15 protein-coding genes are annotated in these 14,879 nt (G+C 69.4%); 6 read left to right on the top strand and 9 right to left on the bottom strand.

The window, feature by feature from the left end; translation table 11 throughout:
• Positions 1-86 precede the first annotated feature (86 nt).
• Entirely contained in the window at positions 87-509 is a 423-nt protein-coding gene (locus R3F55_12185) for a hypothetical protein (GenBank protein ID MEZ5668171.1), read from the top strand.
• A 417-nt stretch (positions 510-926) separates the two neighbouring features.
• Positions 927-1,229, top strand: coding sequence for a hypothetical protein (locus R3F55_12180; GenBank protein MEZ5668170.1), 303 nt, complete (start codon positions 927-929; stop codon positions 1,227-1,229).
• A 36-nt stretch (positions 1,230-1,265) separates the two neighbouring features.
• On the opposite strand, the gene tolB is transcribed toward R3F55_12180, so the two are convergent.
• From tolB to R3F55_12135, 9 genes are all read right to left on the bottom strand, one after another.
• A complete protein-coding gene (tolB, locus tag R3F55_12175; GenBank protein MEZ5668169.1) occupies positions 1,266-2,615 on the bottom strand; it encodes a Tol-Pal system beta propeller repeat protein TolB in 1,350 nt (449 codons plus the stop codon).
• 58 nt (positions 2,616-2,673) lie between these two features.
• Positions 2,674-4,035, bottom strand: coding sequence for a hypothetical protein (locus R3F55_12170; protein MEZ5668168.1), 1,362 nt, complete (start codon positions 4,033-4,035; stop codon positions 2,674-2,676).
• 28 nt (positions 4,036-4,063) lie between these two features.
• Positions 4,064-4,489: an ExbD/TolR family protein gene (locus R3F55_12165; protein ID MEZ5668167.1), complete on the bottom strand. Its 426-nt coding sequence runs from the start codon at positions 4,487-4,489 to the stop codon at positions 4,064-4,066.
• Positions 4,490-4,511: 22 nt separating this feature from the next.
• Positions 4,512-5,234 (bottom strand): protein TolQ, encoded by a 723-nt coding sequence (gene tolQ, locus R3F55_12160; GenBank protein MEZ5668166.1) that lies wholly within the window; start codon positions 5,232-5,234, stop codon positions 4,512-4,514.
• 81 nt (positions 5,235-5,315) lie between these two features.
• Positions 5,316-5,744 carry a tol-pal system-associated acyl-CoA thioesterase gene (gene ybgC, locus R3F55_12155; protein ID MEZ5668165.1) on the bottom strand — a complete coding sequence of 143 codons (429 nt, stop codon included), beginning with the start codon at positions 5,742-5,744 and terminating at the stop codon, positions 5,316-5,318.
• Entirely contained in the window at positions 5,734-6,825 is a 1,092-nt protein-coding gene (gene ruvB / locus R3F55_12150; GenBank protein ID MEZ5668164.1) for a Holliday junction branch migration DNA helicase RuvB, read from the bottom strand. Before ruvB ends, ybgC begins: the two co-directional genes overlap by 11 nt.
• A complete protein-coding gene (gene ruvA, locus R3F55_12145; protein ID MEZ5668163.1) occupies positions 6,825-7,436 on the bottom strand; it encodes a Holliday junction branch migration protein RuvA in 612 nt (203 codons plus the stop codon). Before ruvA ends, ruvB begins: the two co-directional genes overlap by 1 nt.
• Positions 7,433-7,939, bottom strand: coding sequence for a crossover junction endodeoxyribonuclease RuvC (gene ruvC / locus R3F55_12140; protein MEZ5668162.1), 507 nt, complete (start codon positions 7,937-7,939; stop codon positions 7,433-7,435). The genes ruvA and ruvC overlap by 4 nt, the downstream gene beginning before the upstream one ends.
• Positions 7,940-7,959: 20 nt before the next feature.
• Positions 7,960-8,712, bottom strand: coding sequence for a YebC/PmpR family DNA-binding transcriptional regulator (locus tag R3F55_12135; protein MEZ5668161.1), 753 nt, complete (start codon positions 8,710-8,712; stop codon positions 7,960-7,962).
• A gap of 384 nt (positions 8,713-9,096) precedes the next feature.
• Between R3F55_12135 and R3F55_12130 the strand changes: the two genes are divergently transcribed.
• The 4 genes from R3F55_12130 to R3F55_12115 all read left to right on the top strand — a co-directional run bounded on the left by R3F55_12130 (position 9,097) and on the right by R3F55_12115 (position 14,866).
• On the top strand, positions 9,097-10,953 hold the full coding sequence (locus R3F55_12130) for an extracellular solute-binding protein (GenBank protein ID MEZ5668160.1): 1,857 nt from the start codon (positions 9,097-9,099) through the stop codon (positions 10,951-10,953).
• A 22-nt stretch (positions 10,954-10,975) separates the two neighbouring features.
• Positions 10,976-12,088 (top strand): microcin C ABC transporter permease YejB, encoded by a 1,113-nt coding sequence (gene yejB / locus R3F55_12125; GenBank protein MEZ5668159.1) that lies wholly within the window; start codon positions 10,976-10,978, stop codon positions 12,086-12,088.
• An 82-nt stretch (positions 12,089-12,170) separates the two neighbouring features.
• Entirely contained in the window at positions 12,171-13,220 is a 1,050-nt protein-coding gene (locus R3F55_12120) for an ABC transporter permease (GenBank protein MEZ5668158.1), read from the top strand.
• Complete coding sequence (locus R3F55_12115; GenBank protein MEZ5668157.1) at positions 13,220-14,866, top strand: ABC transporter ATP-binding protein; 1,647 nt, start codon at positions 13,220-13,222, stop codon at positions 14,864-14,866. Before R3F55_12120 ends, R3F55_12115 begins: the two co-directional genes overlap by 1 nt.
• The last annotated feature ends 13 nt before the right edge of the window (positions 14,867-14,879 follow it).

Genomic DNA, 14,879 nt, shown 5'->3' with positions numbered 1-14,879 from the left:
GGTATTTATCGTGCGCGATCAGCGGGTTTCACGGTTCCTCAACTCCTTTGGCCTAGCAGTTTCCGGCTGACGAAGGGAGCGTATCGATGGCGATCGAACTGAGGCGGATCATCCTCGAGCCGGATGAGTTCCTGGTCGCGGTGCGTTCGTATCTGCGGGCGAATCACGACGAGTTCGGCATCGTCTCGACCATCGCCGTCAGCGGCAACCGCGACGGGTCGATCGCGGCGCGCGTTGTTCGGCGCGACGGCGGCGCCGAGCGCGAGACCAGCGTGCTCTTGTCGGTCGAGCACGCCACCGCGCTGCTGATCCGCTTCTGCCTCGAGAACAACATCCCGCTCGCGCGCAGCGCCCGCAAGAAGGCGGTGCCGGCGTCTGGCTCGATCGCGCTGCAGGTCAATCTCGGCGGCCCGGAGACCGCGGACTTTGACGGCCGCACCCAGGCCCTGCGCGACCTGCCCGCCTCCGCCGCGCCGGTCGAGATCGAAGACAACTCCACCCTGATCTGACCGCGCCGCGCGGACCGGACTCGACACCGCACACGTCCAGCCGGCCGGCCCGGCCCCGACGCGCGGCAGAGCGCTGGCGGACAAGCCCGATGACGGCCGCTTCGCCGATCTCGCCGGCCGGAGCTACCGCCCGACCCATCATTTCCGCCCAAGAAGTGTACATTCGTATGCGCGACTATCGCCTCGGGTGAAAGGCCCTGCGCATGGCCGAAACACGTGAATGTTGTTGCAGATATGCAACGGGAACAAGAAATATCGTTTCGAGTCATCGGTGTAGCCGCTTTCTATCATGGGGTAGGCCGACCGCCTGACTTATCAATTGCGTCTATCTGCCGTCCGCAACCCCCCGCTTCGGGCGAATGACAAGAGCCTTTCATGCCAACCGAATTGCGCCGAATCATTTTGAGCGAATCCGAGATGCACGACGCCACGCGCTCGTTCCTGCGCGGCGGCTCGCAACTGGACGACGTCGAGGATTTCGTGTCGATCACGCCGGAGCGCGATGCCGGCCTGGTCGTGATCTGCCGCCGGACCAAGCAGGCCGGCGGCGGCGAGTTCAGCTTCACCCTCGACCGCGCCCAGGTGCTGCGCCTGCTGGTCAAGTTCTGCCTGGAGCTGAACATCCCGCTGCCGCGCAATGCCCGCAAGCTGCCGGCGATCCACGGCAAGACGATCGCGCTTCAGGTCGACATCGGCGAAGAGGCCAACTTCGTGCAGTAGCGGCCCGGCGACCGTGCGGCCGCCGGGCCCGCGAGACTAGGGCAGCAGCGGCGACCAGGCGGGGTCGGACCCGTCGCCGCCGGTGTTGATCCGCTGCACGTTGCGTCCGGTCACGTCGACGCTGTAGATCGCACTGGAGGTGGCGCCGCTGGAGCTGGTCGGGCCCTGGGTGTAGTACATCAGCACCCGCCCGTTCGGCGCCCAGGTCGGGCTTTCCACCAGATAGCCGTCGGCCAGCAGGCGCTCGCCGCTGCCGTCCGGCCGCATCACGCCGATATAGAAGGTGCCGCCCAGGATCTTGGTGAAGGCGATCAGGTCGCCGCGCGGCGACCACACCGGCGTGGCATAGCGCCCGTCGCCGAAGCTGATCCGCTGGGCATCGCCGCCGCCGGCACCCATCACATAGAGCTGCTGCGAGCCGGACCGGTCGGATTCGAACACGATGCGGCTGCCGTCCGGGCTCATCGACGGCGCGGTGTCGATGGCCGGATGGTTGGTCAGCCTGTTCAGCTGGCGGCCGGCCAGCGACAGCTGATAGATCTCGCTGTTGCCGCCCTGGGCGATGCTGAGCAGCACCGACTGGCCGTTCGGCGTGAACCGCGGCGCGAAGGTCATGCCGGGGAAGTTGCCCAGGATCTCCTGCGCCCCGCTGTCGATATTGAACAGGTACACGCGCGGCTGGTTGTTGATATAGGCGACGTAGGTGATGTCCTGCGTCGACGGCGAGAAGCGCGGCGTCAGCACCAGATAGCTGCCGTCGGTCAGCATGCGCAGGTTGGCGCCGTCCTGGTCCATGATCGCCAGCCGCTTGATCCGGTTCGACGCCGGACCGGACTCCGAGATGAACACCACCCGCGAATCGAAATAGCCTTCCTCGCCGGTCAGCCGCTTGTAGATCGCATCCGCGATGATGTGGGCGATGCGGCGCCAGTTGTCGGGCTCGGTGGTATAGGCGAAGCCGGCCAGCTGGTCGCCGCCGAACACGTCCCACAGCCGGAACTCGACGCCGAGCTGGCCGTCGCCCTGGATGGTCGCGGCGCCGCTGACCAGCGCCTGGGCGTTGATGCCCTGCCAGGCACTGAAATTGGGGGTCAGCTGCAGCGCGTCGGGCTGCTGCGGAAAACGGCCCTGGTCGATCGGGGCGAACAGGCCGGACGAACGCAGGTCGTTGCTGATCACCTCGCTGATCTGGCGGCCCAGCTCGTTGCCCTCCAGCGACGCGCCGTGCAGGTTGGAAACGGCGATCGGCAGCGGCGCGACCGTGCCGCTGTTGATGTCGACCGTGACCTCCGCGCGGGCCGCCGGCACCAGCAGGGGCGCGCCGACCCGCGCCGCACCCAAGGCCAGCGCAGCCGCGGCTGCGCGTCCCGAGCCAAATGCCTTCATGCCATTCCTCCTCGCATCCCCGCCGTTCGGCGTTCGCCCACAGCCCGCCGGCCCATGCCTAGAACATGTTGCGCGGGTCGAAATTCAGGTTCAGCACGCTCCAGTCCGCATAGCGATCCGGCGGCAGCAGCAGCGGCTGGCAGGTCATCACCGCGCGGTAGGCCGACTCCGCGAACGCCTGGAACGCCGGGTCGCTGGCCATGCGATTCTGCGGATCGACGATCTGGGCCCGGCCCTCGACCGTGCGGTCGGGCCGCATCACCGCGCGGATCGTCACCGACATGGTCTCGACGCCGGACGCGCCGGCCGGCAGCAGCCAGCACCGCGCCAATTGCCCGCGCAGCGCCTCTTCCTCGCTCAGGGTCAGGGTCGCTCCGGTCAGGCGGGCGCCCGACTGGGCGTTGCCGCTGCCGGAACTGCCGCCGGATCCGACGTCGCTGCCGGTGCCCTGGGCACTGTTGGCGGCACTGGTGTCCTGGTTCAGGCTGGCCAGCAGGGTGTCGACCGGCGAGGGCTGGTCCGGCGGCTCGGCGGTGTTGTCGACCACCGGCGTCTGCGGGCGCGGCGGCTCCGGCGCGCGCTCGCGCTGCGGCGTGAACGACGGCACCGGCGGCGGCTCCAGCACCGCCACCTGGGTCTCCTCCGGCTGCTCGGGCAGCGCCGCGGGCGCCGGCGGACGGTCGGCCTCCACCGGCGGCTCCTCGTCGTCCTCCTCGTCGACCGCCGGCTCGGGCTCGGTGCGCACGCGCGCCTGGGTGCGCTCCGGCGGCAGCGGCGGCGCGGGCACCGCCGGCGCCGACGGGCGATCTTCCGGCTGCGGCTCGCTCGGCAGGTTCGGCGACTCCAAGGCCGCCACCTGTGGCGCCTCCTCGGCCGGCGTGGTCGGCTGCTCGGGCAGGTCCGGCTCGGCCAAAGCCGGCGGCGGGGCCGGCGCGGGCTCGGCGGTCGGCTCCGGCGGCAGCTCGGGCGCCTGGGTCAGGGCGGGCGGCGGCGGCGCCTCGGCGGCGGCAAGCTGCGGCGGCGTCTCCGGCTGGACCTCGGCCGGCTGCAAGTCCTCCGGCAGCGGCTCGTCCGACACCGGCGGCGCCGCGGCCGCCTCCGGCGCGGCCTCGGCGGTCGGGGCCTGCTCCGGCGCCTCGGCGTCGACGGTCTCGACCTCGCGCGCTTCGTTGCCGGCCGGCTCCTCCAGCCGCTCCAGCGGGCGCGGCGGCGTGATCTCGCCGATGTCCGGCGCGGCGGTCACCTCGCTCAGCGGCACCATGCCGACGGCGAATGCGACCTCGACGTCGTCGAGACGCGAACCGAACAGGTCCAGGTCGAAGATCACCGGCACTGCGATCAGCGCATGCAGCGCCACCGACGCCAGGGTCGAGGTCGGCAGGAACGGCTCCCTGCGATCGGTCTCGCGGCGCTCGGGCATCGATCGGCTCCTCTCCACCACCCCGTCCCTAGCGGTCCTGCGGCAGCTCGGCGACCAGCGACACGTGGGTGAAGCCGGACTGGATGATCAGTCCCATCACCTCCATGATCCGCCCATAGGTGACGGTCTGGTCGCCGCGCACGAAGATGCGCCGGTTCTCGTCCTCGCCGACGATGCCGGACAGCCGGTCGATCAGGTCGGCAGGGGCCACCTGCTCGTCGCCGATATAGACGTTGGCGTCGCGGTCGACGCTGATCACCAGCGGCACGTCCTGGCTGGGCAGCGCCGGCGCCTCGGCCTGCGGCAGGTCGACATCGACGCCGACCGCCAGCAGCGGCGCGGTGACAATGAACACGATCAGCAGCACCAGCATCACGTCGACGAACGGCGTGACGTTGATCTCCGACATCGGCGCATAGGGGTCGCCGCCGCCATCGTTCAGCTTGATCGCCATGGCCTGCTCCCGGACCCGTGCCTCAACCCTTCGCGTCCAATTGGCGCGAAATGATGGCGGCGAACTCGGCTGAGAAATTGTTCAGACGGGCGGCATAGCGGCGCATCGCCTCGCTGAGCCGGTTGTAGCCGATCACCGCCGGGATCGCGACGAACAGGCCCATCGCGGTGGCGAACAGCGCCTCGGCGATGCCCGGCGCCACCGTGGTCAGGGTGGTGTTGTTCATGTCGGCGATGGCGGTGAAGGTGTTCATGATGCCCCACACCGTGCCGAACAGCCCGACGAACGGCGCCGCGCTGCCGGCGGTGGCCAGGAATGTGGTGCGCCGGCCGACGCGGTCGAGCTCGCGGCTGATGGTCACCGCCATCACCCGCTCGATCCGGTCCTGCAGGCTGTGGTACACGCTGCCGGTCAGCTGGCTGGCCGACCGGCGCCATTCCCGCATCGCGGCGGCGAACACCGCGGCCATCGGGTCGGTCGGGCTGCCGCCGACGCGCTCGTACAGGTCGTCCAGCGACCCGCCGGACCAGAAGCTGTCCTCGAACTTGTCCGCCTGCCGCTTCAGCCGCGTGAAGCGCAACGCCTTCTCGATGATCACCGTCCAGCTCCAGATCGAAGCCAGCACCAGCAGCACCATCACCAGCTTGACGACGATGTCGGCCTTGAGGAACAGGCCGATCAGGGTCAGGTCATCGCTGGCCAGCGTGGCCACGTCGACCGCGGTTACCGCGACATCGTTATCCATCAGGTTTCGTCCACTTCCCCCTTCCCGACGCCGATGCCGCCAACGCATCCGGCGCGGCGGCCGCCCGGGCCGCGAATCGCTTCAGCCTGCCGGCACCCCGTGCCGTCCGGCGCCGAACAGCGCCCGCACCCGCGCCGGCATCCGGGCCGGCCGCCCCGCAAGGTCGACGCAGGCCACCCGAACCGACAATTGTGCCAAAATCTCGGCAGACCGCATGATCTCTTGCCGCATTGTCACCGACGCGCCGCCCAGCGCCGTGATGCGGCTGCACACCTCCAGCTCGTCGTCGAGTCGCGCCGGCCGAAGATAGTCGATTTCACATCGCCGCACCGCGAACAAGACCCCTTCGCCATCCTTTAATGCGCTTTGCTGCACCCCGGCGGCGCGCAGATACTCGGTCCGGGCCCGCTCGGCGAAGCGCAGGTAGTTGGCGTAGTAGACGATGCCGGCGGCGTCGGTGTCCTCGTAATAGACCCGCAGCCGGAACCGGTGCCCGGCCTCAGTCGTCATCGTCCGAATCTTGCGCCGCGGACAGCAGGTCGAACTGGGCGCGTTCCGCCGCGCGCGCGTGGGCGGCGGGCGGCGCCAGCCCGAGGTGGCTCCAGCCCAGCGCGGAGACCATGCGGCCGCGCGGCGTGCGCTGGATGAAGCCCTGCTGGATCAGGAACGGCTCGATCACGTCCTCCAGCACGTCGCGCTGCTCCGACAGCGCCGCCGACAGGGTCTCCACCCCGACCGGACCGCCGTCGTAGTTGGTGACCAGGCAGGCAAGGTAGCGCCGGTCGAGCGCATCGAGCCCGCGGGCGTCCACCTCCATGCGGGTCAGCGCGCGGTCGGCCACCGCCGCGTCGACCGCGCTGTCGCCCTCGACCGCCGCGAAATCGCGCACGCGCCGCAGCAGACGGCCGGCGATGCGCGGGGTGCCGCGCGAGCGCTTGGCGATCTCCTGCGCGCCGTCGTCGGTCAGCATCATCCCCATCAGGCCGCCGGCCCGGCGCACGATCACCAGCAGCTCCTCCGGCGTGTAGAAATTCAGCTGCAGCGGAATGCCGAAGCGGTCGCGCAGCGGCGTGGTGATCAGGCCGGCGCGGGTGGTGGCGCCGATCAGCGTGAACGGGGCGAGGTCGATGCGCACGGAGCGCGCGGCCGGCCCCTCGCCGATCATCAGGTCGAGCTGCAGATCCTCCATCGCCGGATAGAGGATCTCCTCGACCGCCGGGTTCAGCCGGTGGATCTCGTCGATGAACAGCACGTCGCGCGGCTCGAGATTGGTCAGCACCGCGGCGAGGTCGCCCGCGCGCGCGATCACCGGCCCGGAGGTGGCGCGGAAATTGACCCCCAGTTCGCGGGCGATGATCTGGGCGAGCGTGGTCTTGCCCAACCCCGGCGGGCCGGCCAGCAGCACATGGTCCATCGCCTCCGCCCGCGACCGTGCCGCGCTGACATAGACCGACAGGGTGGCGCGCAGCTGCGCCTGGCCGACGAAATCGTCCAGCGCCTGCGGCCGCAGCGCCCGGTCGGCGCCGTCGCCGGCCGTGGCGCCGGGGTCAACCAGCCGCGCCGCGGCGTCGCCGATGCCGCCCGCCGCCATCAGGCGCTCAGCTCACGCAGGCCGTGGCGGATCAGCGTGGCGACGTCGGCCCCGGCGCCGGCCGCCCGGCTTGCCCGCGCCACCGCGCTCATCGCCTGGGCCTGGGCGAAGCCGAGGTTGACCAGCGCGGAGACCGCATCGCCGAGCGTGGTCTCGCCGGCGTCGGCCGCCGGCGCCGCCGCTGCCGCCAGGCCCTGCGGCAGCGCGATGCCGGCCGCCTTGTCCTTCAGCTCGGCCAGGATGCGCTGGGCGAGCTTGGGGCCGACGCTTGGCGCGCGGGTCAACGGTGCCTTGTCCTGCAGCGCGATCGCCTGGACGACCTCGTCGACCCGCAGCGTGCCGAGGATGCCGAGTGCGACCTTGGCGCCGACGCCCTGCACGCTGTTGAGCAGGCGGAACCAGCGCCGTTCCGCTTCCGTCACGAAGCCGAACAGCTGGATGCGGTCCTCGCGCACATGGGTCTCGACATGCACCGAGACCTCGCCGGTGGCGCGCTCCAGTTCGCCCAGCGTCCGTTTCGGGCAGTGCACCAGATAGCCGACGCCGCCGACGTCGATCACCGCCCAGTCGTCACCGGTGCCGGCGACCCGGCCGCGCAGGCTGGCGATCATGCCGGCGCCCCCGCCGCCAGCGCCGACCAGTCGCGCGCGGTGCCGTGGTGGGCATGGCAGATCGCCACCGCCAGCGCGTCGGCCGCGTCCGGCCCGGCGATGGCACAGCCCGGCAGCAGCACCCGAACCATGGCGTCGACCTGCCGCTTTTCCGCATGGCCGGCGCCGACCACGGTCTTCTTGACCAGGTTGGCCGGATATTCGGCCACCGGCAGCCCGGCCCGCGCCGGCGCCAGCAGGGCCGCGCCGCGCGCCAGGCCCAGCTTCAGCGTGGTGGTCGGGTTCTTGTTGACGAAGGTCTCCTCCACCGCCGCCGCCACCGGCCGGTGCGCCTCGATCACCGCGGCCAGCCCGTCGTAGAGCTCCGCCAGCCGCTCGGCCAGCGACAGCGTGGCGGTCGAGGTCACCACGCCGTTGGCGACGTGGCGCAGCCGGGTGCCGACCGCATCGACCACACCCCAGCCGGTGCGCTGCAGTCCCGGGTCGATGCCGAGCAGCCGCAAGAGCCCCTCCCCGCGCCGGCTCAGGCGGCGCTGAGCCGTTCCATCACCGCCTCGTCGATCTCGAAATTGGCCGAGACCGTCTGCACGTCGTCGCTGTCCTCCAGCACGTCGATCAGCTTCAACAGCGTGCGCGCGGCATCCTCGTCGACCGGCGCGGTGGTCGCCGGCTTCCAGACCAGCCCGGCCGACTCCGGCTCGCCGAACTTCTGCTCCAGCGCGTCGCGGACCTCGTTGAAGTCGTTCGGCTCGCAGGTCACCGCGTGGCCGCCGCCGCCGCTGTCGACGTCGGACGCGCCGGCCTCCAGCGCCGCCTCGAACATCGCCTCGTCGCCGGCGGCGTCGGCGGGATAGACGATCTCGCCGACCCGGTTGAACATGAAGCCGACCGACCCGGTCTCGCCCAGCGTGCCGCCATATTTGTTGAACGCCGAGCGCACCTCCGAGGCGGTGCGGTTGCGGTTGTCGGTCAGCGCCTCGACGATCAGCGCGACGCCGCCGGGGCCATAGCCCTCATAGCGGATTTCCTCGTAGTTGGCGGTGTCGTCGCCGCCCGCGGCCTGCTTGATCGCCCGGTCGATCCGGTCCTTCGGCATGTTGGCCGCGCGCGCCGCGGCGATCGCAGTGCGCAGGCGCGGGTTCATGCTCGGGTCGGGCATGCCCGACTTCGCCGCGACCAGCACCTCGCGCGCCAGCTTGGCGAACTGCTTCGCCCGCTTGGCGTCCTGCGCACCCTTGCGGTGCATGATGTTCTTGAACTGGGAATGACCCGCCATCGTCTCGCAACCTTTTCCAATACGCCGGCCGGCGGTCTGGCGCCTGGTATGGGCCGCCGGATGGCATACCACATCTTGCGCCCGGTCACCACGCCAACGCCGGCGCCCGCGCGCCCGCCCGGGCCCTGCCCAGCGGGCGGGGCGGCGGCGCGCTGCTGTTCCGTCGATGGCGCCTGTCTAGCGCAAAGCGCCGGCCCGCGCGACAGCCGAATGCGCACAATTTCGCCCGATTCGCCGCCGACAACCGGTGGGCGGAAGCCGATTGTTTAGTTTCGCCGACCGTTGAAGCATTGTAACAAAGTGTCCGCCGGCGCGTCGCGTCGGCCGGCCACGCAACGCCAACGAACAGCGCATCGCCGCACGCGGAAAGGAACAGAGCCCGCCATGACGCACCGTCGCGCGCCCGTCCCGGCCACGATCGTCACCGCCATCCTGCTGGCTCTGCCCGCCACCGCACCGGCCCTTGGCCAGGACGTCTACGAAGGCCACGCCTTCGCCATGCACGGCGACGTCAAATACGCCCCCGATTTCGCACACTTCGACTATGTCAACCCGGACGCACCGAAGGGCGGATCGATCAAGATCGGCGCGCGCGGCACCTTCGACAGCCTGAACCCGGTGCCGATCGCCGGCTCGCCGGTCGCCGGCACCGCCTATCTGCTCGACGGCCTGATGACGTCCAGCGCCGACGAGCCGTTCACCGAATACTGCCTGATCTGCGAGACCATCCGCGTGCCGGCCGACCGCGGCTGGGTCGAGTTCGACCTCAACCCGGCGGCCCGGTTCAGCGACGGCTCGCCGATCACGGTCGACGACGTGATCTGGTCGTTCGAGGCCTGGACCACCTACAACCCGCAGCAGCAGTTCTACTACGCCGACGTCGCCTCGGTCTCCCAGGTCGGCGAGCGCACCGTGCGCTTCGACTTCTCGACCAACGAGAACAAGGAGCTGCCGCTGATCCTGGGCCAGCTGCCGATCATGCCAAAGGCCTACTGGACCGCCGAGGGTCGCGACATCTCGCGGGTCACGCTGCAGCCCTGGGTCGGCAGCGGCGCCTATGTCTTCGGCCAGATCGACCCCGGCCGGCGCGCCGTGCTGCAGCGCAACCCCGACTACTGGGCGGCGAACCACCCGGTCAACGTCGGCCAGTACAACTTCGACCAGATCATCCTCGAGTACTATGGCGACGAGGACGTGATGTTCGAGGCGTTCAAGGGCGGCGAGCTCGACTATCGGGTCGAGAACAGCTCGAAGAACTGGGCGACCGGCTACAACATCGTCGAGGTCACCGGCGGCGTCATCGTCCGCGAAGAGCCGACCGACGGCCTGGCCGAGCCCTATCAGGGCCTGTTCTTCAACATGCGCCGGCCGCAGTTCCAGGACCGCCGGGTGCGCGAGGCGCTGATCCTGGCGTTCGACTTCGAGTGGACCAACGAGAACCTGTTCTACGGGCTGTACGCCCGCACCGACAGCTTCTTCGAATCGTCGGAGCTGGAGGCGACCGGCCTGCCGAGCGCGGAGGAACTCGCGATCCTCGAGCCCTATCGCGACCAGTTGCCGGCGGAGGTGTTCGAGGCCGACTACGAGGCGCCGACCACTGCCGACGGCGGGCTGCGCGCCAACCTGCGCCGCGCGGTCGGCTTGCTGGAGGAGGCCGGCTACACGATGGTCGACGGCGTGCGCACCAACGAGCAGACCGGGGTCAAGCTGGAGATGGAGATCCTGCTGGTCTCGCCGGCGTTCGAGCGGATCATGCTGCCCTATGCCGCCAACCTGGAACGGCTGGGCGTGCGCGCCAGCGTGCGCACGGTCGACACCTCGCAATACCAGGAGCGCATCGAGAACTTCAATTTCGACGCCACCACCGACGTGATCGCCCAGTCGCTGTCGCCCGGCAACGAGCAGCGTGCCTATTGGGGCTCGGCCGCGGCCGACCAGCCCGGCAGCTCAAACGTCATGGGACTGAAGAACCCGGCGATCGACGCGCTGATCCAGCTGGTCATCTCCGCACCCGACCGCGAATCGCTGGTCACCCGCACCCATGCGCTGGACCGGGCGCTGATCTGGCAGATGTTCGCCATGCCCGAATGGCACAATCCGGTGAACTGGGTCGCCTTCTGGGACAAGTTCGACCATCCGCGCCCGGCCGAGGAGCCGATGCAGGGCGTGCCGTTCACCGCCTGGTGGTACGACGCGGACAAGGCGGCGACCTTGCAGCAGCGCTGGAACGACATCCGCTGAGGACGCGCCGCCCGGCACCATCATGTTCGCCTATGTCATCCGCCGACTGCTGCTGATCATCCCCACGCTGCTGGGGATCATGATCGTCAACTTCGCCATCATCCAGGTGGCGCCCGGCGGGCCGATCCAGCAGATCATCGCGGAGGTCACCGGCACCGGCGTGGACGCGACCGGCCGCATCTCCGGCGCGACCGGGTCGGAGACCGGCCAGACCGGCGCGCAGAGCGGCACCGCGGCCGGCGCGGCCGAGAGCCAGTATCGCGGCGCGCAGGGCCTGCCGCCCGAGTTCATCGCCCAGCTCGAGCGCCAGTTCGGCTTCGACAAGCCCTGGTACGAGCGCTTCGTGCTGATGATCGGCAACTACATCACCTTCGACTTCGGCGAGAGCTATTTCCGCGGCCGGCCGATCGCCGACCTGATCATCGAACGGCTGCCGGTCTCGATCTCGATCGGCCTGTGGGCGGCGCTGATCTCCTATGCCGTCTGCATCCCGCTGGGCGTCTCCAAGGCACGGCGCGACGGCACGCGCTTCGACGTCTGGACCAGCGGCGTGATCATCGGGCTCTACGCCATCCCGTCCTTCCTGTTCGCCATCCTGCTGGTCGTGCTGTTCGCCGGCGGGCGCTATTTCGACTGGTTCCCGCTCGGCCACCTGGTTTCCGACAACTGGCGCGAGATGAGCACGCTGGAGCTGATCGTCGACTATTTCTGGCACATGACGCTGCCGATCGTCGCGCTGGTCATCGGCAGCTTCGCCGTGCTGACCATGCTGACCAAGAACTCGTTCCTGGAAGAGCTGAACAAGCAATATGTGCTGACCGCGCGCGCGAAGGGCCTGACCAGCCGGCAGGTGCTCTACGGCCACGTCTTCCGCAACGCGATGATCCTGATCATCGCCGGCGTGCCCGGCGCAATCCTGGGCGTGCTGTTCGCCGGCTCGCTGTTCATCGAGATCATCTTCTCGCTCGATGGCATCGGCCTGCTCGGCTACGAATCGGTGATCAACCGCGACTATCCGGTCATCTTCGCCACGCTGTACTTCTTCACGCTGATCGGTCTGGTGGTCAACGTGATCTCCGACCTGACCTATCACTTCGTCGATCCGAGGATCGACTTCGCCAGCCGTGAGGTCTGAGGTGGCGGACGTCCCGGCGGCACCGACCCTGCGCGGCGCACCCGATGCGGCGATCCCGGCCGACGAGCGCCCGCTGCCGCCGATGCGCGAGCATCGCTTCCTCGGGCGGCGGATCACACCGTTCACCGCGCGCCGGCTGCGCAACTTCCGGCGCAACAGCCGCGGCTACTGGTCGCTGTGGATCTTCCTGGCGATGTTCGTGGTGTCGCTGTTCGCCGAGCTGGTCGCCAACGACAAGCCGCTGGTCGTCAACTACGACGGCGGCTGGTACTTCCCGGTGCTGGAGACCGTGCCGGAGACCGAGTATGGCGGCTTCTTCGAGACCGAAGCGGAATATCGCGAGCCCGAGGTGCAGGAGCTGATCGAGGAGAAGGGCTGGATGCTGTGGCCGCTGATCCCATTCAGCTACGACACCTTCGACAAGGAACTGAGCAGCCCGGCGCCGTCGCCGCCCGACGGCGCGCACTGGCTCGGCACCGACGATTCCAGCCGCGACGTGGTCGCCCGCATGATCTACGGCTTCCGCATCTCGGTGCTGTTCGGCCTGCTGCTGACCGTCGGCACCGTCATCCTCGGCATCGTGATCGGCGCGATCCAGGGCTATTTCGGCGGCATGACCGACCTGATCGGCCAGCGCATCATCGACATCTGGGGCGGCATGCCGGTGTTCTTCCTGCTGCTGATCCTGTCGTCGATCGTCACCCCCAGCTTCTACACCGTGCTGGTGCTGCTGCTGCTGTTCAGCTGGGTCGGCCTGCAGGGCCTGGTCCGCGCCGAGTTCCTGCGCGGGCGCAATTTCGACTATGTCCGCGCCGCGCGGGCGCTGGGCGTCGGCCACGGCACCATCATGTTCCGCCACGTGCTGCCGAATGCGATGGTGGCGACGCTGACATTCCTGCCCTTCATCCTGACCGCCGGCATCACTTCGCTGACCTCGCTCGACTTCCTCGGCTACGGCCTGCCGCCTGGCTCGCCGTCACTGGGCGAGCTGTTGAACCAGGGCAAGGCCAACCTGCAGGCGCCCTGGCTGGCGCTGACCGCCTTCTTCACCCTCGCGATCATGCTGAGCCTGTTGATCTTCATCGGCGAGGCGATCCGCGATGCTTTCGATCCGCGCAAGGTGATCGCCTGATGAACGAGCCCGTCGGCCCGCGCTCGAGCCTGCTCAGCGTCCGCAACCTCGGTGTCGACTTCCGCGTTGCCGGCGGCAGCTCGGCCGCGGTCAAGAATGTCAGCTTCGACATCGGCAAGGGCGAGACGCTGGCGCTGGTCGGCGAGAGCGGCTCCGGCAAGTCGGTCTCCGCCCTGTCGATCCTGCAGCTGCTGCCCTATCCGACCGCCAGCCATCCCGCCGGCTCCAGCATCACCTTCAAGGGCGAGGAACTGGTCGGCGCGCCCGACGCCAAGATGCGCCGCATCCGCGGCGACGACATCGCGATGGTGTTCCAGGAGCCGATGACGTCGCTGAACCCGCTGCATTCGATCGAGCGGCAGGTCAGCGAGACGCTGATCCTGCACAAGAAGATGAGCAAGGGCCAGGCGCGCCAGCGCACCCTGGAGCTGCTGCGCCTGGTCGGCCTGCCCAAGGCCGAGACTCGGCTGGGTGCGCTGCCGCACGAGCTGAGCGGCGGCCAGCGCCAGCGGGTGATGATCGCGATGGCGCTGGCCAACGAGCCCGACCTGCTGATCGCCGACGAGCCGACCACCGCGCTGGACGTCACCATCCAGGCGCAGATCCTGAAGCTGATGAAGGAGCTGCAGCAGCGCTTCGGCATGGCGATCCTGTTCATCACCCACGACCTGACGATCGTGCGCCGAATGGCGGACCGGGTCTGCGTGATGCAGGGCGGCGAGATCGTCGAAGCCGGACCGGTGGCCGACGTGTTCGCCGCTCCGCAGCATCCCTATACCCGCCACCTGCTCGCGGCCGAGCCGAAGGGCCGGCCGGCCAGGCCCGAAGCCGATGCGCCGGTGGTGATGCATACCGCCGACCTGAAGGTGTATTTCCCGATCAAGGCCGGCGTGTTCCGGCATACGGTCGACCACATCAAGGCGGTCGACGGCGTCTCGGTGGATATCCGCGAGGGCCAGACCGTCGGCATCGTCGGCGAATCCGGCTCCGGCAAGACGACGCTCGGGCTCGCCCTGCTGCGCCTGATCGCCAGCGCCGGGCCGATCCAGTTCCAGCAGCAGGAGATCCAGGGTTGGCATTCGCGCGATCTGCGCCCGCTGCGGCGCGAGATGCAGATCGTGTTCCAGGACCCGTTCGGCTCGCTCAGCCCGCGCATGTCGATCGCCCAGATCATCGAGGAGGGGCTGAAGGTCCACAACATCGGCGCCGACCGGCGCGCCCGCGAGGCGCTGATCGTCGAAGCGCTGAACGAGGTCAGCCTCGACCCCGAGAGCCGGTTCCGCTATCCGCACGAGTTCTCGGGCGGCCAGCGCCAGCGCATCGCCATCGCGCGGGCCATGGTGCTGAAACCCCGCTTCGTCGTGCTCGACGAGCCGACCTCGGCGCTCGACATGTCGGTGCAGGCGCAGATCGTCGACCTGCTGCGCGACCTGCAGACCCGCCACCGGCTGGCCTACATGTTCATCAGCCACGACCTGCGGGTGGTGCGCGCGCTGGCCGACCACGTGGTTGTGATGAAGGACGGCGTCGTTGTCGAGCAGGGCCCCGCCGACCGCATCTTCGACGACCCGCGCGAGCCCTATACCAGGGCGCTGATGGCGGCGGCCTTCAACCTGGAGGCGATCGAGGGCGTCGTCGCCAGCTGAGCGCGACCGATCG

The organism is Alphaproteobacteria bacterium, from assembly GCA_041396705.1.
Taxonomy (GTDB): Bacteria; Pseudomonadota; Alphaproteobacteria; order CALKHQ01; family CALKHQ01; genus CALKHQ01.
This window is presented reverse-complemented; position numbering and strand designations above follow the sequence as displayed.